Origin of the sequence: Thalassoglobus neptunius (assembly GCF_007859735.1) — a bacterium.
Classification (GTDB): Bacteria; Planctomycetota; Planctomycetia; order Planctomycetales; family Planctomycetaceae; genus Thalassoglobus; species Thalassoglobus neptunius.
In genome coordinates this window covers 36,461-58,361 of sequence record NZ_SIHI01000018.1, presented here as the reverse complement: position 1 = coordinate 58,361, position 21,901 = coordinate 36,461, and the positions used below count along the sequence as shown (strand labels likewise).

The 21,901-nt window shown below is 52.6% G+C and carries 19 protein-coding genes; 7 read left to right on the top strand and 12 right to left on the bottom strand.

The window, feature by feature from the left end:
• Positions 1-90 precede the first annotated feature (90 nt).
• From KOR42_RS18495 to hisF, 3 genes are all read right to left on the bottom strand, one after another.
• A complete protein-coding gene (locus tag KOR42_RS18495; RefSeq protein WP_231741003.1) occupies positions 91-1,689 on the bottom strand; it encodes a calcineurin-like phosphoesterase C-terminal domain-containing protein in 1,599 nt (532 codons plus the stop codon).
• 153 nt (positions 1,690-1,842) lie between these two features.
• A complete protein-coding gene (locus KOR42_RS18490) occupies positions 1,843-2,091 on the bottom strand; it encodes a hypothetical protein (protein WP_146511326.1) in 249 nt (82 codons plus the stop codon).
• A 72-nt stretch (positions 2,092-2,163) separates the two neighbouring features.
• Complete coding sequence (gene hisF / locus KOR42_RS18485) at positions 2,164-3,024, bottom strand: imidazole glycerol phosphate synthase subunit HisF (RefSeq protein WP_146511325.1); 861 nt, start codon at positions 3,022-3,024, stop codon at positions 2,164-2,166.
• A 151-nt stretch (positions 3,025-3,175) separates the two neighbouring features.
• Here hisF and KOR42_RS18480 point away from each other — a divergent pair, with 151 nt between their 5' ends.
• The gene (locus tag KOR42_RS18480) at positions 3,176-4,762 is read left to right on the top strand and encodes a hypothetical protein (protein WP_146511324.1); all 1,587 of its coding nucleotides are present in this window, start codon (positions 3,176-3,178) and stop codon (positions 4,760-4,762) included.
• 396 nt (positions 4,763-5,158) lie between these two features.
• On the opposite strand, the gene rpsT is transcribed toward KOR42_RS18480, so the two are convergent.
• Entirely contained in the window at positions 5,159-5,422 is a 264-nt protein-coding gene (rpsT, locus tag KOR42_RS18475) for a 30S ribosomal protein S20 (RefSeq protein WP_146511323.1), read from the bottom strand.
• A 247-nt stretch (positions 5,423-5,669) separates the two neighbouring features.
• On the opposite strand from rpsT, the gene KOR42_RS18470 reads away from it, so the two are divergent.
• From KOR42_RS18470 to ubiE, 4 genes are all read left to right on the top strand, one after another.
• On the top strand, positions 5,670-6,593 hold the full coding sequence (locus KOR42_RS18470; protein ID WP_146511322.1) for an alpha/beta fold hydrolase: 924 nt from the start codon (positions 5,670-5,672) through the stop codon (positions 6,591-6,593).
• Positions 6,577-7,362 carry a PIG-L family deacetylase gene (locus KOR42_RS18465; RefSeq protein WP_146511321.1) on the top strand — a complete coding sequence of 262 codons (786 nt, stop codon included), beginning with the start codon at positions 6,577-6,579 and terminating at the stop codon, positions 7,360-7,362. Before KOR42_RS18470 ends, KOR42_RS18465 begins: the two co-directional genes overlap by 17 nt.
• Before the next feature lie 138 nt (positions 7,363-7,500).
• Positions 7,501-9,498: a redoxin domain-containing protein gene (locus tag KOR42_RS18460; RefSeq protein ID WP_231741002.1), complete on the top strand. Its 1,998-nt coding sequence runs from the start codon at positions 7,501-7,503 to the stop codon at positions 9,496-9,498.
• Between the two features lie 154 nt (positions 9,499-9,652).
• On the top strand, positions 9,653-10,399 hold the full coding sequence (gene ubiE, locus KOR42_RS18455) for a bifunctional demethylmenaquinone methyltransferase/2-methoxy-6-polyprenyl-1,4-benzoquinol methylase UbiE (RefSeq protein WP_146511320.1): 747 nt from the start codon (positions 9,653-9,655) through the stop codon (positions 10,397-10,399).
• A 218-nt stretch (positions 10,400-10,617) separates the two neighbouring features.
• Here the strand turns inward: ubiE and KOR42_RS18450 are convergent, their stop codons facing one another.
• The 8 genes from KOR42_RS18450 to KOR42_RS26820 form a co-directional block, all read right to left on the bottom strand.
• Positions 10,618-12,105: a terminase large subunit domain-containing protein gene (locus KOR42_RS18450; protein WP_231741001.1), complete on the bottom strand. Its 1,488-nt coding sequence runs from the start codon at positions 12,103-12,105 to the stop codon at positions 10,618-10,620.
• Complete coding sequence (locus tag KOR42_RS18445; RefSeq protein ID WP_146511319.1) at positions 12,035-12,631, bottom strand: hypothetical protein; 597 nt, start codon at positions 12,629-12,631, stop codon at positions 12,035-12,037. Before KOR42_RS18445 ends, KOR42_RS18450 begins: the two co-directional genes overlap by 71 nt.
• 492 nt (positions 12,632-13,123) lie before the next feature.
• Positions 13,124-13,759 (bottom strand): ATP-binding cassette domain-containing protein, encoded by a 636-nt coding sequence (locus KOR42_RS18435; protein ID WP_146511317.1) that lies wholly within the window; start codon positions 13,757-13,759, stop codon positions 13,124-13,126.
• Positions 13,760-13,937: 178 nt separating this feature from the next.
• Positions 13,938-14,513 carry a ParB N-terminal domain-containing protein gene (locus KOR42_RS18430; protein WP_146511316.1) on the bottom strand — a complete coding sequence of 192 codons (576 nt, stop codon included), beginning with the start codon at positions 14,511-14,513 and terminating at the stop codon, positions 13,938-13,940.
• 181 nt (positions 14,514-14,694) lie between these two features.
• Positions 14,695-15,000, bottom strand: a complete 306-nt coding sequence (locus tag KOR42_RS18425; RefSeq protein ID WP_146511315.1) for a hypothetical protein — start codon at positions 14,998-15,000, stop codon at positions 14,695-14,697.
• A gap of 128 nt (positions 15,001-15,128) precedes the next feature.
• Positions 15,129-16,949: a GTPase gene (locus tag KOR42_RS18420; protein ID WP_197441333.1), complete on the bottom strand. Its 1,821-nt coding sequence runs from the start codon at positions 16,947-16,949 to the stop codon at positions 15,129-15,131.
• A gap of 42 nt (positions 16,950-16,991) precedes the next feature.
• Complete coding sequence (locus KOR42_RS18415) at positions 16,992-18,419, bottom strand: phytoene desaturase family protein (protein WP_146511332.1); 1,428 nt, start codon at positions 18,417-18,419, stop codon at positions 16,992-16,994.
• Positions 18,420-18,876: 457 nt separating this feature from the next.
• The gene (locus KOR42_RS26820) at positions 18,877-19,041 is read right to left on the bottom strand and encodes a hypothetical protein (RefSeq protein WP_197441332.1); all 165 of its coding nucleotides are present in this window, start codon (positions 19,039-19,041) and stop codon (positions 18,877-18,879) included.
• A 492-nt stretch (positions 19,042-19,533) separates the two neighbouring features.
• Between KOR42_RS26820 and KOR42_RS18410 the strand changes: the two genes are divergently transcribed.
• Positions 19,534-20,130: an RNA polymerase sigma factor gene (locus KOR42_RS18410; protein ID WP_197441331.1), complete on the top strand. Its 597-nt coding sequence runs from the start codon at positions 19,534-19,536 to the stop codon at positions 20,128-20,130.
• Positions 20,105-21,874: a serine/threonine protein kinase gene (locus KOR42_RS18405; RefSeq protein ID WP_146511312.1), complete on the top strand. Its 1,770-nt coding sequence runs from the start codon at positions 20,105-20,107 to the stop codon at positions 21,872-21,874. Before KOR42_RS18410 ends, KOR42_RS18405 begins: the two co-directional genes overlap by 26 nt.
• The last annotated feature ends 27 nt before the right edge of the window (positions 21,875-21,901 follow it).

Below are 21,901 nucleotides of genomic sequence, written 5' to 3'. Positions count from 1 at the left end.
CCCTCTTCGCGCATTCATGAAAAAAGGGCGACCGTGTTTCGCGGTCGCCCTTTTCTATTTCTTCGAGTTTACCGAACGAGTCGGCGGGGCTTACTCTTCAACTCGGATGATTCGAGAATCGTCGAATTGGCGACCATGTCGGTCAATCGCCTGAATGTGAATGCGATGTGTTCCGAGTGGAAGTGAAGCGGGCAGATTAGCTTTCCAGAGATGAGAGGAGGCTTTCGGTCTTGGAATTTCCGTGAAGAGTCCTGGATTCTTTTCAAGGACTTTGAGTTCTGACTCGTAGGTTCTCAGGTATTTGGGATCCACTTCTCGAACTCGGTCCATTTCAATCCAATCGCCATCGGCGACTCGCATTTTGACCTGAGTATGCTGGTCTCCGTTGAAGACATTCGCATAGACAAGCGATTCCGATGTCTGCGCTGGGGTAATGACTTCCGGAGCATCAATTTCCATCTGATGATTGGATCCGCGACCAGCTGCGTAGTAATCAAGTCGATAGTCGTTTCCATCGAAATTCAGAATGGAGTAACCATTGGGAGCCCCGTCTGCCATGGTGGCGTGTGGGATTCCTCGTTCATCGGGAGTACCTCGCCACCAGCTTCCGCACACAGTGACGTTGATGATGTGGTGATGCGGTTTCGGTCCGTTCCATCCATCGACGTCAGTAATCCAGACATGCTCGTGGTGATGGGTGTGTCCGGAGATTGAGATGCAAAGTGGCCGCTGTTCAATGAGTCGATAGAGATCATGCCGATCGTGGACTCCGATGATCGGGATGTGCATCATGAGCACCACCATCTGATCTTCAGGAATCTGAGCGAGATCAGTCTCGATGAATTTCAGCTGTTCCGGTCCGAGTCCGCCGCGATAGGTGGAGCGTCCATCACCTTGTGGGACAATCCATTCGATGTCGTCAACGACAATAAAGTGCACAGGACCATAATCGAACGAGTAATACGATGGGCCGTAAAAGTGCTCGAATGTTTCGTTCGCGAGTTTCCGGTTGGGGGCATCCATGTTGATGTCATGGTTTCCGACGACGTTGTACCACGGAATCCCAAGCAGCGCGACGGTTTTGTTCATCGCGGGCATCACACCAAGATCATTAAAGACGATGTCTCCGAGTGTCACTCCGAACGCTGCATCTGTTCCGATCAGTTCTTCGATGACATCGTGGGCGATGTAATCGACTTCTTTCTGATTTCGCGGTTGAGGGTCGCCGAACAGAATCGCGCGGAAGTTTTCCGGCTCTTCCTGCGGCGTCATCGCAAAGTCGACCGATTCCGGCAATGGGCCGGTCGGCTCCACTCCCGGGTACTTGGATTTGGGCGATCCAATCGGTTTGTGGTGGTAATAGAACTGAGGCAAGTTCAGTTCGTTGAGCGGAGTGCGCCAGTTTCTGGGCTTAATGACGAAGAGAGTCGTGTCGCTGGAAACTGGCAGCTCATAGCGACCGTCGGCATTTGTTGCGACTATATCAGTCCCATTCGAAACCCGAATACCTTCCAGCCCCGGTTCACCGGGATCCGCAACGCCGTTTCCATTCTTGTCGTGGAAGACGAGTCCATTCGCAGTCGAAGGTGTACCTTCCGCAGAGTCTGAAGTTGCTCCCGGCAGACTCATCAGCATGAGACTGAGGAACAGAACTCCAGATACAATCATAATTAGAAGCAGTCGGGCCATCGTCGGGCTTTCTCCAGATCAGAAATCTACAGTATTAAACAACACTTGCTTCAGAAGTTTTTCAGCAGAGTCATCAGGTGTCGACCCTCACGAGCACTTCTTCACGGTGAATTCGCAGAATGGACGCCGCGACGATCCATTCAGAGATCGAACTCAGCGATTCCAGCCTTCCACGTATTCGTCGCTGAAGAGCAATTGCAGGCGTTCCGCACGTTGTCCTTCTGAGTCTGCGACGACTTCGAGGCCCTTGGCGAGAAGCTGCATTTGCTCATCGTTGGCAATTTCCGAGAAGCCTTCCGCTCGGGAAATTCGATCGAATGCTGCGGCGAGATCGAGGAGCCCACAGCGCATTTCCAAAAACTGACGTTCGAGAATCTGCTTGGCGGTCATTGGTTGGGACATGATGAGCCTCTTGGAATGGTTCGGTCTTGAAACCGAAATACTGTGAAATTCTCGCGAAGCGAGTCTTCGGTGTCATTCGCTCTTCGCTGGAAGCGGAATGCGGCGAACGGGAACGTTGCGTTCCTGGAGATATTGTTTGGTTTCGTCGATCGAAAATTCTCCATAATGGAAGATGCTGGCAGCCAGAGCTGCGCTCGCACCACCTGAAGTGACCGCTTCGTAAAGATGCGAGGGATGCCCCGCTCCTCCACTGGCGATCACCGGAATCCCGACGGCGTCCGAAACAGCTTTGGTGATCTCAATATCGAATCCATCTTTCGTGCCATCTGCATCCATGCTTGTCAGGACGATTTCCCCGGCACCGAGTTGTTCGACTTCACGCGCCCATTTGACTGCATCGAGACCGGTCGGTTTTCGGCCTCCGTTGATATGAACATCCCAGTAAACTTCTTCGGAACCATCTCTTCCCGGTCGAGGAATCACAGCGAGATCTTCGCGGACTCCAGGAATGGCTTCTGCCCCGGCAACAGGGACTCGCTTGGGATCGATATTGACGACGATGCACTGGCTTCCAAATCGGAGAGCAGCCTCTCTCACGAATTCGGGATCTTTGACAGCGGCACTATTGATCGACACTTTGTCACAGCCCGCACTGAGAAGTCTTCGAATGTCTTCGAGTGTTCGAATTCCTCCGCCGACCGTCAGCGGCATGAAAATCACTTCACTCGTGCGCTGCACGACGTCGAGAATGATATCGCGTTCTTCATGACTGGCCGTGATATCGAGGAAAACGAGTTCATCTGCGCCTTCCGATTCGTAGCGGGAGGCCACATCCACCGGATCACCGGCGTCGCGGAGATTCAGGAAGTTGACTCCTTTCACGACACGACCCGCGTGGACGTCGAGGCAGGGAATGATTCGTTTCGCTAGCATTTTCTTCAGTTCGTTGATGTCGGCAGTTTGACGAAACACAAAGTGTAGCGATTCTCTTCGGGAGAGCAAAATTGACGGATCGAGTATCAACTCTCATACTGCCACTTCCAATCGTTCCATCATTTCATTTCAGCTCAGAAAGTTATGTGTCATGTTCGACCCCGCCATGTTCGAGCGAAAAGCTGATGTCCGCGGAGTTTACCCGAATCAGATCAACGAAGAACTGGCATGGCTCGCCGGAAAGTACCTCACTCAGAGCTTGAAGAAGGAAATCGGAGGCGAAGCTCCAAAGGTCATGGTGGGCCGCGACGGACGAACGTCGTCCCCAGCGATTTACAGCTCGCTGATTCAGGGAATTGCGAGCGAAGGAGGCCAACCGATCGCTTGCGGTCTGTCAACGACCGACATGATTCAGTGGGGAGTGGGCGAGGGAATCTGTGGTGCTATCGCCGGTGTGATGATTACCGCTTCGCATAATCCGGCCGAGTACAACGGCATCAAGTCGGTCATGAAGAGCCCCGAAACGGGAGGAATCGACATTCTGAGACCTCTTGATCACATGGCTCCTCGTTACGAAGAAGACACCGACAACGGAGCAACTCCCGCGGCAACCTGTTCACCATTTCCGTCAAACGGGAAAATGAATCTTCAGTCTCGCTTCGTCGACGCCGCGTTGAGCCGATCGGAGCGACTCAAAGATGCCAAGGGAAAAGTCGTTCTCGATCCCGGTAACGGGGTTGGAGGGCTCTTCCGTCCATTGTTAAGCCGTGCCCTCAAAGCCATCGGTGCCGAAGCCGAACTTCTGGCAGTTGCCGAACAGATTGACGGAACTTTTCCAACTCGACCCTCGAATCCGGGGTTGCCGGGAGCTGTGAAGCTTCTTCAGGAAACGGTTGTTACAGAAGGGGCCGAGTTCGGAGCGGCCTTCGACGGCGACGCGGATCGCGTGTTTCTCGTTGATGAATGGGGACAGTTTGTTCCCGGATCCGTGCTGCTCGCCGCTCTCGCGAAAGCCATGGTCGAAAAGAATGGCGGCGATGGATCGGTCGTTTACTCTGCCGTTTCGTCGTGGCTCGTTCCGGAAACCGTCCGTGCTGCGGGAGGAAAGGCGATTCTCTGTCGTGTGGGGCAGGACGCCGCGAAGGTCGCACTCACGAAAACAGACGCTGTCTTCGGTGGTGAATCTTCCGCTCATTACAACTTCCCCGATACCTACTGTCTCGATTCCGGTCTGTTTGCATTGGTCACCTTCTGGGACATGCTTCTTGAAACTGGCCTCAAGTGCTCGCAGCTGCTTGGTCAGCTGAAACCCTGGCCAGCCAGCGGCGAAGTCAATCTTCGCGTGGAGTGCAGCGACTGGAAAGCAATGAGTTCAGAAGTGATCTCGACGATCAAAAAGGAATACGGAACCGACGAGAAGAACAGCTATGTCCTCGACATTGACGGCGTCAGTGTTTTCCATCCGAAGAAGCCAGAATTCGCGACGGTTGACGATGTCTTCACGATCGACAAGTCGGGAGATCCGACGGGCACGATTTATCGCGAAGTCCAGAACTACACACCCGACTGGTGGTTCAATATCCGTGCTTCCAACAACGAACCGTTGCTGCGAGTGAATTTTGAGTCGCGAGATGCTGCGGAAGTGACCGGTCAGACCTATTCCCTGATCTCTCGAATTCGGGAGATTTGTGGCGATCGTGCACGCGTCGATGTCCAGGACTGGGGAAATCTCAAGTAACGAATTCTTAAGCGGATGATGCGGCGTTCTCCTCACTGGAGTTCATTCAGTGAGGAGATTCGCTCTTTTTACGTATCGGGCTTCGCGAAAGTGGCCTCGGCTGTAAAATAGGCGTAATCAAAGAGTCGACGTGTGATCAGAGAAATCACTGGCGGATCAACGAAAAAAGGAACCCGCACAACGATGGGGTTCCTTGATTCAAATCATGTCAGCTTTATCCTTCGGAAATCGCCGAGGCTTCGACCAGTCGACTTCTGAAGAAGGAAACGCTCCAACGAATTGCCTTCAGCTTCGGTGTCGAAATTGACTTCGAAGCTCAGCGCTTGCGATTTGTCCGCTCGCATTTGAAGCGAGACTTGCCGCGAGTTCAGCGTAGAGCGTTATTACAAAAGCCGCTTAGCTTGCGGACTTTTTCTTAAGTGTGACGAGTCGGGACTTCGTTCGCGATGCGGTATTCTTATGGATCAAACCTTTGGCGGCAGCCTGATCGAGACGCTTGACCGCGATGCGAACGGCTTCATCAGCAGCTGCACCGCCTTCTGCGGCAGCCGACCGAGCTTTCTTGATGACTGTTCTGAGAGCAGAACGAAGATTTCGGTTGTGCAACCGACGTTTTTCGCTTTGACGAAGGGCTTTTTGAGCGTTAGGTGAGTTTGGCATTTGCTTTCAGGGTTCCAATAATTGGACGGCTGCCGGAGACACTCACAAAATACGGTGTGGATGGCAGCATGTTGAATCGCGTAGTCTAACGGTCGATTTCGATGGTTTCTAGAGAAATCGAAGTGCGAACAATGAATTTTTCGTGTCCGTTCTGACATCGGGGACGCGATTGGCTAGAATTCGGCAAGAAACGAAACAACACCCGAAAATGGGGTGCAGATTCATCGGTGACGCATAAGCGGGAATCATGACGGAAACGAGTCATACGAAAACATCCCCCGAGTCGACGGATTCAGAACCCTGTCCAACTCCCCTGGACTGGCAGGATGTCGTTCGTGCGTTCCTCGAAGAACGCCGTGAAGGTGAAATTCCTCTTGGTCAATCCAAGCTGACCGCAACGCAGATTGGTCAAGGGCCGCCTCTCGTTTTGCTTCCCGCTTCGGGATGCTCAGCAAAAATCTACGCGTTGCTGGCCTGGTTGTTGAGAGAAGAACGTCAGTTGTGGATTCTGAGCGAGCCCGAATTCGAACGAACTCCCTCGGCGAAAAAACTCATTCCGGAAACTGCAACTTCGTATTGTGAGGCAATCCGCGAATTGTTCGGCGGACCCGTTGACGTTTACGCCCCAACACTTTCGTCGCAAATCGCTCTACAGATGATGATTGACGGTTCCGATTTCCTGAAGAATGTCGTCCTTCAAAGTGCCTGGGCGCATCGCCGTCTCAACTGGACCGAAACCGCACTCGCTCAGGCCGGATTGCTGCTTCCATTTTCAATTCGTCGGCTTCCTCTCTGGCTGTCGTCTCAAGTTGCGAATCATCGACCGTGGTTTCCGCCCTATGACGAAACTCGGTTCGGGTTCCTTCTCAGCGAAACCTATCGAGTCTCCGTCAGGCAAAACTGTCGAAAATTGCTCGCCGCCGATCGCACGAATCTGAGTGCTGAAGTCTCTCAGGTGAACAATCGAGTCTTGCTGCTGAGGACTGAAGGTGACGGAGCGAGTATCGATCGGGAAGAAGATCGATTAGAAAAGAACCTTCCAAACTGTGAAGTGGAGTGGATGCATACTTCCGGACATTTTCCGTTTCTGACCCATCCGCACCGTCTTGTCAAAATTTTGCGGGCATTTCTTGAACGCGCTTCTGAGGAGTCGCATGAACAACGTCGTTAGCTCGCAAAGGCTGGATGTCATCGCTGTCGGTGCGCATCCAGATGATGTGGAAATTGCCATCGGAGGGACTCTCGCGCGTCTTGTGACGCAGGGATATCGTGTCGGCATCGTTGATTTGACCGATGGAGAACCGACTCCCAACAGCCCGGGGCCGGAAGTCCGTTTGGCGGAAGCAGAACGAGCTGCGGAAATTCTGGGTGTCCATGTTCGGATCAATCTCGAACTTCCGAATCGCAAACTCTTCGACAATTACGAGTCGCGCGTTGCACTTGGAAAAGTCTTTCGCCAGTACCGGCCTTCGATTGTGTTCGGAATCGCCGAAAAAACGCCGATGGCCTCTCCCGACCATTGGCAGGCGATGCAAATCACTGATGCTGGCGTGTTTTACTCCCGGCTCACCAAGTGGGATCCGGAATTTGACAATTTGCCGGTTCATACAGTTAAACAGCAAATCTGGTATCCGCTCGGCTTCGGTTCGATGAAGTCGACGGAACAGCCCGGAGCTTTTGTCAGTGACATTTCCGGGTGTCTGGAACAAAAGATTGAAGCTGTCAAAGCCTATCAGACGCAATTTCCTCCCGGAAAAGAGCGAGTTTTTCATCTGGTGGAGAGTCAGGCAAGGCTTCTCGGTCAGACGCACGGTGTCGAAGCGGGCGAGCTGTTGGTGTCACCAAAACCGATCATGGTGAACGATGTTGTCGAGATGTTCGGCGAACCGGGACGGGATACCGGCGAAGAGTTTCAGCAGCAGGCAGCCCCAAAACCTTAAGTTTTTTGAAACTTTCGAGCTGCAAGTCAGGTTCAGTTCAAAAAACGTCTCCACAGACGATGCGGTTTTCGCTTACGATAAATCCATCAAAATCGTTTGTTCCAATCGTATCGATTCTTGTTTGAATTGAGAAATCTTATGCCGAGTCGTCCCTTGCGATCGCCGTTTGAACTGCAGAAACAATCCTCGACCGCAATTCTGCGAGGGATGATGGTCATCGCCGTGATCTTCTCTCTGCTGTCATGTGCGACCGCTGAGGAGTCGTCGCTGGGAAAACGAATCGACAACTTTTCTTTGAAGGACCATCGTGGGAAAAACTATTCCCTTGACGACTTCAACGATTCGAAGCTGGTCCTCGTCGCGTTTCTCGGGACAGAATGTCCTCTCGCCAAACTGTACGTTCATCGACTCAATCAGCTGAAAGAAGAATTTCGCGAGTCGGATCTTTCGATTATCGCTGTGAATTCCAACGTACAGGACTCGCTGAGCGATCTCTCAAACTCGATTCGCGATCAGGGAATCACGTTTCCTGTTCTCAAAGATGCGACGAATGAAGTCGCCGATGAGTTTGGCGCGACCCGGACTCCGGAAGTCTTTGTGCTCGATCAAAACCGCATCGTGCGGTATTTCGGGCGCGTGGATGATCAATATGTGGTCGGCATCACTCGCAGTGCTCCCAGCCGCGAAGATGCCAAAATCGCCATTCAGGAATTGCTCGCCGGTGAAGCTGTGTCGGTGCCGGAAACTCAGGCTCTGGGATGTATCATTGGGCGACGCAAGACACCGAACGAGAACTCGCCGGTGACTTACTCGAATCAGATTGCACGTATTTTCCAAAACCGCTGTGTCGGATGTCACCGGGAAGGCGAAGTCGCTCCATTCTCCATGGAGACGTATGATGACGTCGCTGGATGGGGAGAGATGATTGCCGAGGTCGTTCAGGAAGGAAGAATGCCCCCCTGGCATGCGAATCCCCAATACGGCCATTTCTCGAACGATGTCAGTCTCAGTGAGAAGGAAAAGCAACTGATCGCGACTTGGGTCGCGAATGGAGCACCGGAGGGAGACCCGAGCGAACTTCCGGTTCCCAAAGAATATGTTGAGGGATGGCAGTTGGCGACGAACCCGGACATGGTCATCCCGATGGCTGATCAACCGTTCGAGGTTGCTGCCGAAGTGGGTCCGGAGGGAATCAAATATCAACACTTTTGGGTCGACCCCAAAATCGACGAGGATCGCTGGGTGACCGGGATGGAGGCGCGGCCAGGCAATCCACTGGTTGTGCACCACATCATCGTTTACGTCCATCCCCAAGGAAAAAACACTCGGGAGCACTCGTTTCTGACCGCGTACGTTCCGGGACTTCGACTTCAGGCACTTCCCCCGGGTGCGGCTAAACTCATTCCTGCCGGCTCCTGGTTGCGTTTCGAAATGCACTACACGCCAATCGGAACCGAAGAAACCGACATCAGTCAGGTCGGCCTCGTTTTCGCCGAACCGGAGTCGATCAAGTATGAAGTCAAAACACTTCATGTCGGGAATACCGGCTTTGAATTGAAACCGTATCTCGCCAACCAGAAAGTCACTGCGAAGTCCGGAAAGAGTCCAGAAGAAGTGACGTTGCTCTCCATGTCGCCGCATATGCATTTGCGAGGACAGGCATTCCGGTTCGAAGCAGAATTTCCTGACGGCAGTCGTGAGATTCTCCTCGATGTTCCGAACTACGATTTCAACTGGCAGACTCAGTACCGCCTTGCCGAACCGCGTCGACTCCCTGCTGGAACGAGACTGCATTGCACCGCGCTATTCGACAACTCAGAGAACAATCTCGCGAACCCCGATCCTTCCAAGACCGTTTATTGGGGAGACCAGTCGTGGGATGAAATGATGCTGGGATATTACGACATCATGGTCTCCGTCGAGCCCGAACTGTTGACCTCAACGGGCTCTGTTGAGTCGATTGTCAAAAAGATACTTTCCCAACTTGATACGGATCAGAATTCCCGCCTCTCGCTGGACGAGGCCAAACCTCTCGATCTTCTCTCGCGGAATTTTGACCGTGTTGATCAAAACGGAGACGGCTTCGTCAGCGAAGACGAACTTTCCGCAGCGGTGACGCGGATGCACAAACAGTAAACCGAGTTTTCTGGAAGTTGGTGAACGGGGGGCCAGCAGCTTCGTAATCTTCACGTGTCCTGTCTAAACTCTGAAAAGTTTGTTGATTCCGACAATCAATACCGGTTGAAGAACGGAATTCTTCATGAAGAGTGTGACAGAGTGAGAGTGAAGCATGGTGGATGGAACGGTCATCGTCGATAAGTCAGGCGAACGTGTTCAGCGGATGTTTGGACAGATCGCTGACCGCTACGACTTGATGAATCATCTGCTCTCCGGTGGAATTGATATCTACTGGCGGTCGTACACAGTCCGGAAAGTCCCCGTTCAGGGAACTTCACCGGTCTTGGATGTTTGCACTGGCACCGGTGACCTTGCGATCGCTTTCTGGAAATCCTCCGGAAAGAAGGTGGCTGTCACAGGGACGGACTTTACCCCCAGAATGCTCGAGTTGGCTCGGGAAAAGACGAAGCAACTCAACCGGGCTGACGAAGATCATTCGGTAATCAATTTCATCGAGGCTGACACTCAGTCGCTTCCGTTTGAGGACAATCAGTTTCAGATTGTGTCGGTGGCTTTCGGATTGCGAAACGTCGCAGATACTCGCAACGGTCTCAAAGAGATGATTCGGGTCTGTGAGCCGGGCGGGCGAGTGGCGGTTCTTGAGTTCTCCAATCCCACACTTCCAGGTCTGGCGGGGATGTATCGCTGGTATTTCCGCAATGTGCTCCCTCGGCTGGGGCAACTCTTCGCATCAAATTCCGAGCAGGCTTACGACTATCTGCCTGCCTCGGTGAGCGAATTTCCAAGTGGTCAGGCACTTGCTGAGATCATGAGCGAATGCGGGTTGAATGATGTCTCGTTCACGCCGTTGACGTTCGGAATCGCAACGCTGTATCTCGGACACAAGCCGGCGGACTAAGACTCTCGACTCCAATACATCTCTCGCCGGAAGTCACAAAAAACAACGATCTCGGATTCAGAGGAACCCGAGATCGTTTGAATTGAGACAATGGTTCTTGTGCGATTGGACTCACTCGCACGAGGAAACTCAGCGTTTTATCTGATGAAACAGCGCAAGCGAGCGCACAAGAGAGAGCAGCTTACTTTAGAAGTCGGCCGAACTGACGGAAACTTTCACTACCATAGAAAGTCTCCGGTGAGAGAAGGCGGAGTGACGACGAAGTGATCTTCAACCGGGCTTTCGTCCTTGAGTGCCAGACATGCGACACCGAGTGCAAATGATCGGTCATCGTGATGCTGTCCATCGGCGATGTGATCGATTCGCACTCGCCCGCGAGACGTTTGTCTCAACAACAGCGACGAAAGTTCTGTTTCAAGATCATCACGGTGAAGACCGTCAACAGCTCCACTGTCGGCGTACCAGCCAACATTCTGGTGAAGAATCAACTGACGCAACGTGACCGCCAGCCGTTCATTGCCTCCTCCGGACCGGAAGGCAAATCTTTCGATGGGATAGCGATTCTCCAGTCTTTGAATGGTGCTGAGAAGTTGATATTCATCGACGACGAATCGCACACGATGAAACCGGCTTCCGATATCCTCGATCCAGTCTTCCCCCCATTGGATTCGCGTAGGGTTTTGCGGGGAAGGTTTGACGACGTCCATCCGATCGACGATTACTTTTTCGCCATCGAGATGACAAACGCATCCGACAGTGAGATCGTGTTTCTCGGCGTAGTCGATCGTCGCCACATACGGAATCCCCGGCTGGCCACACACCTGATAAGTCAGAAGCGTGTCGCGGCAGGCTTCCGCTTCGTCCAGAGTGACGAAATTTCCGTCAGAGTGCTGCCATCGATTGAGCCAGAGTCGTTCGAAGACGGGTTCGGGCAGAAGGGAACGCTGTTCCTGCAGCCAGTCGTCGGTGATCCAAGGCGCCTGTGGTCCATCGAGTGATGAAAAGTGCCACGAAGAACTCTGTCGGGCATGTTCGCGTACTTCCCATTGCCAACCTTTGCCGACTCCAGCATTTGTCAGAATTGAAAGCACGCACTCCGACTTTTTCGCTGCGGAAGAGAGGAGAGAATACCACATGTCCGGCTTCTCCCAGTGACAGAGCTCATCGCAAACGACGAAGTCAGGGAGCGCACCAAAGGAACTTTTCACGTCCGAAGAAATCACTTCCAGGCGACTTCCCGTCCGTTTGTTTTTGATTTGGTGTTGGACAAATGAAAGTTCCTGAAAGAGAGCCGGATTGGCATTCGTGAGTCGATGAATCGAGTCATACAAGAACTTCGCTTGATCTCGATCAGCTGCGGCAGCCAGGCCCGTGACGGGGCGGGTCGCCGCGAGAAGAATCCAGGCAATTTGAAGGGCCATGTCGGAGGTTTTCGAGTGACCACGAGGGCGCTCGATGTACGCTCGGCGAATGACAGTGGAATCAGGCTGGCCATCGCCGGACGCGAGCCGCTTCCAAGCTTCATCCAAAGCACTGAGATCGTCGATTTGCCACGGCGCAGCGACAGTCGAAAAGGGGAGAAGCTGCTCGCTGGGGATGAGGACTTGGTTTCGAAAGAATTCCGGGTCGCTGAGGTCACGTTGAAGAGTTCTGGCTTTGGCTGATGCGATCAAGGAGTGCAGTCGCTTCCGTTCGGAAGTACTCAAGAAATTCGTCATCGGTCATTTGTGTCTCAGAAGTCGAGGAGGATTCGGCAGCGAAGCTGGCCCAGTTTGGGGGTGGTCGATTCTTCAGATAGTACTGTTGCGCGGTGACGCTGCCTTCCATTGCGGATCGGTAAAGCGCAGCTGCCACATTCTGGCTGAGAAGCTCCTGAATACGTTCGAGCATCAGTCCAAATTGTGAGTCATGTTCACTCGTCCAGATTACGTCGGCGAGCGCGATCCCAATCTGGCTGCATGCCGCCGCTGGCGACCCACCTTTGGAAAGCAATGTGATGTAAGCGAACTGCTGATCTTTCGTCAGGAGATTGTTGACATTGTCAGTCCGCAGGTAGCTGGCAGTCGGAGGTGGATCAGCTGTCTCGACTTTGCGCGTTTCGCTCTTCTCGCTCGGTCGAGGAGGCTGCTTCTTTTTGGAAGTGTTCGCGGTTGTCGAAGATGTAGTAGATCGGGTTCGCGAACCGACTTTTTTCGAAGGTTTCTTTGGTGAGGAGGCTTTTTTCTTGGCCATGTCTCTTTCGGCTTCCGTACAGAGTGGAATGAGAAGTTCGAGAACGTGGACCAGGCTGCGATGTGCCGATCCGCAAAAATCCGGCCCGCTCAAAGAAGGGATTGATGTGACCCATCTCAGCGAGTGTTTCGATCCACGGATAGCCTGTCATCTGACAGCACTTTCGGACGAATGCGGCAGCAAGTCCTGCACCTCAATAGGTGGGATGAAGGACGACTCTCGACAGAGAAATCAGCTGTCGGTTCAAAGCTTGCATCGCCGTTCGCTCCCATCGTCCAGATCGCCCGAAGAAGCGATTTCGCATGGCGAGCGACTTGGGAGGGGAGTTAAAAACGCAAATTCCGATCGGCTGATCCTGAAGCCAAAGCACAAAAATCGCTCTGACTAAACCGAGTTTGCTGCTTCGATAATGGCACCGAGAGAAATACGGCCAGTCGGATTTGGAGCCGCGTGAGATCCACATGTCGCTAGCGAGTGAGAGTTGTCTTTTTTTTAACTGTGCTCGTTCTCAATTCGGATGTCTCCATCGAGCGAACAGTGGACATGAAGATCGGGACGAAGATCTTCGGTGATATCTCGGTGTGTGGTCGCAAACAGAAATCCGATATTGGATTGATCGCAAATGCGACGGATGTTGCAGGCGACAACTTTTGCGAGTTCGCGGTCGAGAGTTGCTGAAAATTCGTCCGCCACGATCCAGTCAGGTTTCTGCGAAATCGCTTGTGCGAGTTTGAAGCGATAGTGTTGGCCCGCAGAGAGTTCTGACGGAGTGCGAAGCATGAGCTGTGATTCTCCAAGCCCACATCGTGCAAGCAACGGAAGCGTTTCTTCAAGGGGCGATTCGAAAGAGTTGACGAGCAGCTCTTCGGAGTTCGCGAGTTCATCAAGATCGAGGACGGTTTCATCAGAGGCTTCGAGTTGTTGTCGAACCGCTCGCATCAAGGACGACTTTCCAGCCCCACTGTCTCCAGTAAACAGAACGATGGAACCGGGAGCGATCGGGAGTTCGAGATCACTCGCGATCACATGATGACCCGTTTCGAATCCGATTCCGAAGTGGTCCATCACCATGGCTGACCGAGCGGTCGGAGTTTTGGGAAGAAACTGATGCTGTGCAGATATTTTCATAGGTGGGCTGTTTCGCTTTCAGAGAGGAACCATCCGCAGACGTTGAAGTCATGCCGGGTTGCAGAAGCGACAGCTGCGCAACTCTGCCGGCCGGCATGAAGTCTCAGCATCCATCGGATTTCAGCATCCATCAAAGGGCAATGGATGCAGGGGAGACCAGAGAGGTCAGAAGGTCGACTTAGTCGTGAAGAAGATGGAGGCGAACCTCAGGATATAGACTCAAGAGGCTGTCGATTTGTGACTCGATCGTCTCCCATTCCCCTTTGGGAATCTCGAGGACGACGCGCATTTTTGTGGGATCAGAATCGAAGTCGTTCTCGTCATTCGTCGCGTCAACGTCACTCGGCGACAGGACGAGATCACGCAATTGCTGGTCATCGAAGCCTGTCAGAGTGGCATCGATCTCCGGAAGATCCTGAAGCTCAGAAACGAGGTCGACGAGTCTTTCCGTGTCCCAGGAACTTCCAACTTCTGCATTGTTGAGGGTGACATTCAGGGCTTTTTCTCGTCCAAGCGGCAAGTCAACGACGACGCACTCGACTCGTTCGACACCCTGATGCTTCAAGACCGCCAGTCGTTGATGACCGGAAACGACGTGTCCTGTTTGGCGGTTCCAAACAATGGGCTGCACGAGTTCGAATTCGTCCAGTGAACGTTGAAGACGATCCCACCTCTCATCACCCGGTTGAAGAGTGACGCGCGGATTGTAAGGAGCGTTCTTCAATGCCTGAATCGGCTGAGTTTCGATGATCATGGAAATCCTTGGTTTCGAAGAGAAGATCTGCCAGCGTCGAACAATTTCCAGTGCCAGAGCGTTCGCTCGGTCAAATGAAAACCTTCGTCGTCCTGGAAACTCGCGACTTTCGATGAAAGCAGCGATGGTTCATGTGCATCGCTGCACACCAGAAACCGAGACGCTTGAGACGAAGTCGGTCTCAACCGATGTCGGTGAACGATTCGTCTTCATCAGGGCCGAGCATCTCAGGCGAGACGTCGAATTCTTCGCGAAGCTCTTGCTTAATGCGAGTCAGACAGCGAGTGACATGCCCTTTCGGGTGCCCAAACACGTTCCCGATTCGGTCGAGAGGCCAACCGGCGTTTTCGCGGAGGGCAAGCATCGCCAGATACTTCCATTTTCGTTGATCCGCCCCGGCAAAGTTGTCATGGATCAGATTCCAGAATTCATCGGGTCCGGTACGCGGCAGAAGGATTTTGGTTCCATTGCGACGAGTGACTGACATCCTGTCTCCCAGAGAGAATTGCGATTTGGTATCACTCTGATGACGACAAGTTGCGCAGGTCCCACAAACTTTGCCGCCTCAGATGAGCCGCGACATTCGATCTACTAGGGACGATTGTGAAGATGTTTCTACGAGGTTTTCGAATTTGCTGCGACGAAATTTTTCTTGGCGGCCAACTCGCTGGGGGCAGCGACTTCATTGCGAAGACCATCAACGTCGAGCAACATCTGGCGAACCGCATTGGTCCGGCGTTGGGCTTGGCGAAGTTCGTCTTCAAGGCTTGGGAACAAACCTCGTTCGAGTTTCCGGTCCACCATTTCGGAGACCAGATGCTGAACGGCCGACTTCATTCCGCGGCGAAGTCGCCACGTAAATGTCGTCACAAGCAAACCCGACCAGAGAATCAGGAACAGCCCCGCTGCAAGGTAAAAGTCGGACGAAAGAAGAGGTTGTCCGTTGAAGAGTGAATCGTAAAAGAAGTTGTATCCCACACGAAGAATGACGAACACAACGTACAGGCCGAAGAGGACTTCGTACCAGATTCGGACATTGAGCGTTGAGTTCTTTTGGGCGAGTGAATCGATTGCGGAATCGACTTGTTGACTCGCGTCGAGAACAAACTGGCTTTCAACTTGAGCCGCATCGCGCTTGAGTTCGGTCATCGAATGTTGGGCGAACATTTCGGGCTGAAACTCAGCAGATTGGACATATCCGGAGACGACAATTTCCGCTTCTCGCAAATGTGCATCGTCGAGACCGAACCGGCTTACGCGCTCCAGTGCTTCCGCGCCCTCCTGCTCCTTCTTCAATTGATCCAGCCAACGCTTCCCCTGAAGTGTTCCAAGCAGCGCCATTTGAGCCGTACTTCGCGCTCGAAAGAACGTCAATGAAGCGAGGATTCCTCCGATTCCGTGATACACTCGCAGGACGGCAGAAAACGGGCTCATTCCCCAGTGTTCATTCACCGCCGCTAACAATCGACGTTCCCACAACCCATGACTGGTGAGCAACTCATCTTGAAGTCGTTGTGCCATGCGCTGGCTGAGTGTGACTCTCTGTTGGGCCAGAACATCTTCGAGTTCGGTCAGTGCACTCACTTTCGCATCGAGGATTTCGACAGAACGTGACAGCCCGGATTGAAGAAGATCGACGATGTTCGCGCGGCGGATTCGAATTCGCTGTGATGCCCCCAAGCCAGAGGTGAGTAGCTGAAGGAGCTTGCCAAATTCACCCGACGGAGCGATTTCGTTTTGTTGTTCGCGAAGTGCAGACAGTGAGTCCACAAAGAACATTTCCGGGACTTGATAGCTTTCGGAAAGCAAACTTTTCCAGTCGTCCCGAATGTCTTCATCGAGATCGGCATGGGATTGCACGAAGATCATTCGACACCCGGCCGCCGCCGCTTGCAGTTCACTGGTGACTCGAGAGGACCGATATTTTTGCTGAGTCGAAACGACCAGCAACACATCGCAGTGCGGGAGCAACCGGCGGAGTCGATCCAAATTCGTCCCTGTTCCGTTGGAATCGCTGGTGTCAGGGTCGGGACAGTCAAGAATGACGAAATCCTTGAGTGTCGGAGTCTCGAAGCGAAAGACATCAATCTCATCGAGCGGAAGCTGGAGCAAATCCAACTCAGTATCCGTGTGAGCAATGAGAACCGGCTTCCGCGTGGTAGGGCGTTCTCGTCCCGAGTGACTCACTTCGACTCCGACCAACGCATTGACGAGCGCACTTTTCCCGGTCCCTGTTCCGCCGAAAGTCGCGACAACGAGCGGAGCTTCGAAGCGAAACTGCAAGGATTCCACACGCTTCAGGACGCGTTTGAGCAATCCCTGACAGAAAATCATCGGTTCCCACGTCGTCGGAGCATTGCACCATTCTTCGGCGCGATGTCGTATTCGATCGATCGAGGCCAGAAGTTCGAGTTGGTCGATCTCAGGAGTGTGCATAGTCATTCCGCGACAGAAGCGAATGATTCCCCATGAAATGGTTTAGATCGTCGCTTCGGAAGGGGTCAGGTATTTGTCGAGTTCGTTCGAGACGATCACGCCGTAATTCACCGCTCCCAGCCAGCCGGACATAATGATGCCGACCGACCCAGCATGGAAAAGTCCGCCGATTTGCTCGGGCAAGGACTGAGAAACTTTCAGTCCTTCGAACTTGGTTCCGAAGCTTGCTCCTTCAACGTGACGGGTGTAATGCTTAAACGTTTTCGGAGTTGACGCCTCAATCCAATCAAGCTTCTGCCGAATATCGGGAACGTATTTTTCGAGACAGTCCAGTGTCGATTGGCAGAGATCTTCTTTGTCTTTTGCGTACTGCTCGTCGGAAAGATTGACCCAGTCTTCGAAGCGGGCATTGGTCGAAGAGACAACGAGCCAACGATCAGAACCGGGACGGGTTTCAGGATAATAGAAGGAGAAGGTCCGGCTGCTGATCTCCTTGGAGAGCATTGCTTCAATGTCGAATCCATCATGTTCTGAGTGGAACAGAAGATCGCCGCAGTTATCGAAGCCTTCTCCGGGTTTCAGTCCGATGTAGACCTGACAGCTTGAGTTGTTGAGCCGAACCGCGTTCGCTTCTTCCATGAACTCCTTGTCGAAGTGGTCGGGCCCGACGAGTTTCTGGATCGTCGATTTGATGTTCGCATTCGACAAGATGGCGCCGCATTCAATGCGTTTGCCGTTCACGTGAACCGCTTTCACGCTGCGATCCGGGCCGACTTCGATCTGTTCGACAAGTGCTCGAATACGAAGATCGACGCCGTTTTTGATCAACTCCGCTTTCATTTTGTTGACAAGTGCATCGGTTCCACCCTGAAAGGTGAAGACACCCTTGCTCATGAAGTTGCTGAAGACGATTCCGTAAGTAATCGCGGGATCTTCAAGCGTCGATCCGTTCGCATAAGTAATTGGCTCCATCAGGAGGCGAACGACATCACTTCGACCGGGAAAGAATTTTTCGAACAGTTCTCGTGTTGTTGTTTCCTGATCGTCGAAGAAGTTCATCTTCCGGGCTGTTGCGAAAAAATCGTCAACCGTCTCGTAGGGAACTTTGAACTGTTCGGTGATGATGCGAGTGAAGTCTTTGCGATCGAACGTCGTTTGAAGCGAGAATTGCGGGTTCTCGAAGCGGATTCCCTTCAGCTGGACGATGCTTTCCGCAATCTCAGGTGTCCAGTATTTGCGGCAACTTTTCACCATCCCATGCGGAAAACCATGCAGAGAGATATCGAAGATGTGGCCGCCTTTCCTTTTGAACCAGGTGGCCATTCCTCCGAGTTGATAGTGATGTTCGAGCAGCAGAACAGAATAACCTGCTTTCGCTAGAACGTTGGCACTTGTCATGCCAGCCAATCCGGAACCGATGACAATCACGTCATATCGGTCACGTGTCTCCTTCAAGAAATTCTTCGCCATCGCAAATTGAGAACTCACAAGGTGTTTCGAAATGTGGTGCGGAAGAATTCTCCGCTTCATCGGGACATCATTGACAATTTTGAAGTGAACATCCAGTTCGTCAGCTAGGATTGTCGGAAATAGGGACTGTCTCGGAACGTCAACCCGGTTGATGATGTCGCGGCTCAAAGTTTTTGCGTTTCGAGAGTTGCAAACGATTTGGAGTCACATTCAAGTCATTTGCCCCCAATTCAGTTGTCCGACAAAATCGGCGAAGCGGACGGCGAATTCGTATTGTTGTGATGACATCTCTTGAATTCCTGAATGCATCAATACAGACTGAAACGGAACCAATTGAGTTCACCGCACATAGCGTCTTGGCAACGCGCATCTTTATGATGCAGCACATCCCTGGCCCGCACGGTGCTCCCATCACGCATGGGGCGTTGCCATCTTCTTTTCTTTTGCGGATTCTCTTCTACGGAGACCGAACTCTCATCGTTGTCTCTTCTTCGAACGCCGCCCAAAGTTGTTGCGCACATGAACTTCGAATCGCATTGACTGTCGATTCGAATCGCTTCACATTCAGAATCGCCGATTGCTGAAGGTCTTCAGGGATCAGAATGTCATTGACGAAATTCATCGACGCGTGGGATTCGACGTGCTCTCGGAAGTCTGTTGACCGAGACAATTGTTCGTGATTTTTGCAACTGTCCCTTCGCAACGAGTTCGAAAAATTTCGCTTGTGACCGGTGACTGATTGCAACCGAAGTTTCTATCGAATCCTGAGATTGCTGCATCGCTGTATTTTTCGCGTGAATCGTCTTGAGCTTGCTGAGAGCGGAGAAGTAATTTCATCGTTGCCCCCCTCGCAGATTGATTCCCCGTTTCACCCTCCAGTTTTGTGCATCATTCGAAACGGAATGCACAAACTTGCGCGAGCACAGTCAACACGCCGTTGGCTGTAGAAGCTGCTCAGCGAGTTCGCAGGTCAGAAGAACCTGCTTCCGGTGTGATCTGCGTGCCGCTGAGACATGCCTGTCCCGCCAAGTTTCGAATTTGCCTGTAAGGTCCGGCCACTCATTACGTAGTGATCATGCACACACGTTCCAGATGCAAAAGGGAATTGTTAATCATGCCGACTACCAGGCGGTCGTTGTTGTTGCAAATTCGTGATCTCTCCAATTCAGACAAGTGGACTGAGTTCGTCAAAATCTATCGACCGCTCATCGCCGACATGTGCCGGCGTCACGGAGTTCAGAATGCGGGAATTGATGACGTCGTTCAAGATGTGATGATTCAGATCATGCATTCCATTGGGCGGTTCGAACGGGATGAGTCAAAAGGGAGGTTCCGAAGTTGGCTCAAGTGTGTCGTCGTCAACAAAATTCGAGACCGTTGGAGATCCGGAAAAGTCCGACGAGCCACATCACTGCAGGAAGCCTGCGCCGCGGTCGAGGCTCAGGAAGCTGGCGATGATCTGAGAGTCGAGCAGCGTTCGATGATGCACAGGGCGATTGCCCAAGTGAAAGAGGCATCGCTTTCAAAAACCTGGAAGTGTTTTGATCTGCATTGCCTTCAGAAAATGCCTGCGGCAGATGTCGCAATCGAACTCGGACTGTCTGAGAACGCTGTATATGCGAACTGCTCTCGCACTCTGACCCGAATTCGCACACGTTGCCAAGAATTGAAACGGAGATTGGCTGGTGAAGAATCTGTCGTGTTTGAATGACGTCGAACTCTGGAAGCTAATCGACGATGAACCTGCGGGGAACTGGATCGAAAGTCACGAGCACTTGAGCATCTGCGAAACCTGTCGGGCGCGCGTTCTGAGCATTCAGGAAGACCTTGAACTCCTCGACGAACGTGAGAGCACTGCATCGTTGACAGACTTGGAGAAGGCGATCGATGAAGCTTGGGAGCACACAAATCAACTCCTGGGAAGTACGCTCGAAACCAGTGCGCCCATGCTTGAGGCGGGTGATCGGATCGACCGTAATGAGATTTGTGACTGCCTCAATTCCGGAGGGCAGGGAGAAGTCTATCTCGCTTTTGATCGACGACTAAAGAGACAAGTCGCGATCAAGGTTTCGCGAGATTCCCTCGGAAAGGGGATGGATGCACAGCAATGGGGGAAAGACGAAGGAGAACTGCTGGCGCGTGTAAATCACCCGCGGCTCGCCCAAGTCTATGACACGGGCGTCCACAATGGGCACCCGTTCCTGGTGATGGAGTACGTCGAAGGGTGGACGCTTGTCGGAGAACTCCGACGTCGATCGGTCAATTCAATCTGGATTCGTGACACGCTCAAGCAAGTTTGTTCGGCTGTTGAAGCAATCCATTCCGGAGGGATTCTGCACCTCGATCTCAAACCTGAAAATGTCATGGTGACTCCTCAGGGAAACTGCAAGCTCATTGATTTAGGAACTGCGTGGTTCGTTTCCCGACAGTCAGGTGCCAGTCAGTCCGTAGCTGGGACTCCGGAATACGTCGCTCCGGAACAACTCGACGGAGCATTCGAGGACTTCAATGTTCAAACCGATGTGTTTGGCGTCGGGGCGATTCTTTATTTTCTGCTCACAGGTAGTCCGGTTCGATCTCTATCGGCGTCGTTGTACGGAAATCATCGACGGGCACTCGAAGAGAGCATTCGCAAACTTCAAAAAGTTGGTCAGAACAAACGCTTGACTGCGATCTGTGTGAAAGCGATCGCACCGGAGCCTCATGACCGTTATCAAAGCATTGCCGAACTACAAGCAGACCTGACCCACCGTCAGAAGCCGAGCGGTCTGGCGATGATGTTCTTCCTCGCGGGGGCTCTCAGTCTCATGGGAGGGGGGCTGACATTTTCTTCTTTTCAGACTGCGGCTCAGCATTCCCAGTCCGCGGCGAATGTTGGCAGTGCTTCGACACATTCGATTGATCAGCGACGCAGTGTCATTGAAAACCTGAAACCTGTACGCCTCGATCTGAGCTTTATTTCAGACCACCCGGAGCAAGTGAAGCTTTTCATTCATCACAGCCATTCTCAGAGTCTCAACTCGTTGCCGATGCATGCTGTCGAAACGGAGGACGCACCACTTTATCGAATTCGAACCGGGAGCGATGGGATCGAACTCGATCCTGAGTCGGGCGTGGTGACGTTTATGGTCTTCCAATCGAACGAATCTGAGGAAAGTCTTCGCGGTCGGATTCGCGCAGCCTTTCAACGTTTGAAGAGAGTGGAACTCCCTGAGTTTCAGCGGTTCACTTTGTTGGGGGCCGATGATGAGACACCAATTGTCTCGCCAACGCCTACCGAGTTCTCTGAGTCAATCTCATTCTCACTGGCACGAACTGGAACTCGCATTCGTGGTTTCTCAGTGGCTCCGTGGGTTGAGCCAGCTGTGTCACCTCGCCTGAACGTGACGCTGGCAATGGATCGTCCTTTCCAATCCCGCGACGTTCGCCTCGTCAAAACCAGTTCGCAGCTGTGAATCAGATGGTGTAGAAGCTCTGATCAC

What these genes read in the sequence shown, in the direction of transcription:
- KOR42_RS18495 (WP_231741003.1), bottom strand. Translation starts at nt 1,689, where the DNA reads ATGGCCCGACTGCTTCTAATTATGATTGTATCTGGAGTTCTGTTCCTC.
- KOR42_RS18490 (WP_146511326.1), bottom strand. Translation starts at nt 2,091, where the DNA reads ATGTCCCAACCAATGACCGCCAAGCAGATTCTCGAACGTCAGTTTTTG.
- hisF (WP_146511325.1), bottom strand. Translation starts at nt 3,024, where the DNA reads ATGCTAGCGAAACGAATCATTCCCTGCCTCGACGTCCACGCGGGTCGT.
- KOR42_RS18480 (WP_146511324.1), top strand. Translation starts at nt 3,176, where the DNA reads ATGTTCGACCCCGCCATGTTCGAGCGAAAAGCTGATGTCCGCGGAGTT.
- rpsT (WP_146511323.1), bottom strand. Translation starts at nt 5,422, where the DNA reads ATGCCAAACTCACCTAACGCTCAAAAAGCCCTTCGTCAAAGCGAAAAA.
- KOR42_RS18470 (WP_146511322.1), top strand. Translation starts at nt 5,670, where the DNA reads ATGACGGAAACGAGTCATACGAAAACATCCCCCGAGTCGACGGATTCA.
- KOR42_RS18465 (WP_146511321.1), top strand. Translation starts at nt 6,577, where the DNA reads ATGAACAACGTCGTTAGCTCGCAAAGGCTGGATGTCATCGCTGTCGGT.
- KOR42_RS18460 (WP_231741002.1), top strand. Translation starts at nt 7,501, where the DNA reads ATGCCGAGTCGTCCCTTGCGATCGCCGTTTGAACTGCAGAAACAATCC.
- ubiE (WP_146511320.1), top strand. Translation starts at nt 9,653, where the DNA reads ATGGTGGATGGAACGGTCATCGTCGATAAGTCAGGCGAACGTGTTCAG.
- KOR42_RS18445 (WP_146511319.1), bottom strand. Translation starts at nt 12,631, where the DNA reads ATGGCCAAGAAAAAAGCCTCCTCACCAAAGAAACCTTCGAAAAAAGTC.
- KOR42_RS18435 (WP_146511317.1), bottom strand. Translation starts at nt 13,759, where the DNA reads ATGAAAATATCTGCACAGCATCAGTTTCTTCCCAAAACTCCGACCGCT.
- KOR42_RS18430 (WP_146511316.1), bottom strand. Translation starts at nt 14,513, where the DNA reads ATGATCATCGAAACTCAGCCGATTCAGGCATTGAAGAACGCTCCTTAC.
- KOR42_RS18425 (WP_146511315.1), bottom strand. Translation starts at nt 15,000, where the DNA reads ATGTCAGTCACTCGTCGCAATGGAACCAAAATCCTTCTGCCGCGTACC.
- KOR42_RS18420 (WP_197441333.1), bottom strand. Translation starts at nt 16,949, where the DNA reads ATGCACACTCCTGAGATCGACCAACTCGAACTTCTGGCCTCGATCGAT.
- KOR42_RS18415 (WP_146511332.1), bottom strand. Translation starts at nt 18,419, where the DNA reads ATGGCGAAGAATTTCTTGAAGGAGACACGTGACCGATATGACGTGATT.
- KOR42_RS26820 (WP_197441332.1), bottom strand. Translation starts at nt 19,041, where the DNA reads ATGAATTTCGTCAATGACATTCTGATCCCTGAAGACCTTCAGCAATCG.
- KOR42_RS18410 (WP_197441331.1), top strand. Translation starts at nt 19,534, where the DNA reads ATGCCGACTACCAGGCGGTCGTTGTTGTTGCAAATTCGTGATCTCTCC.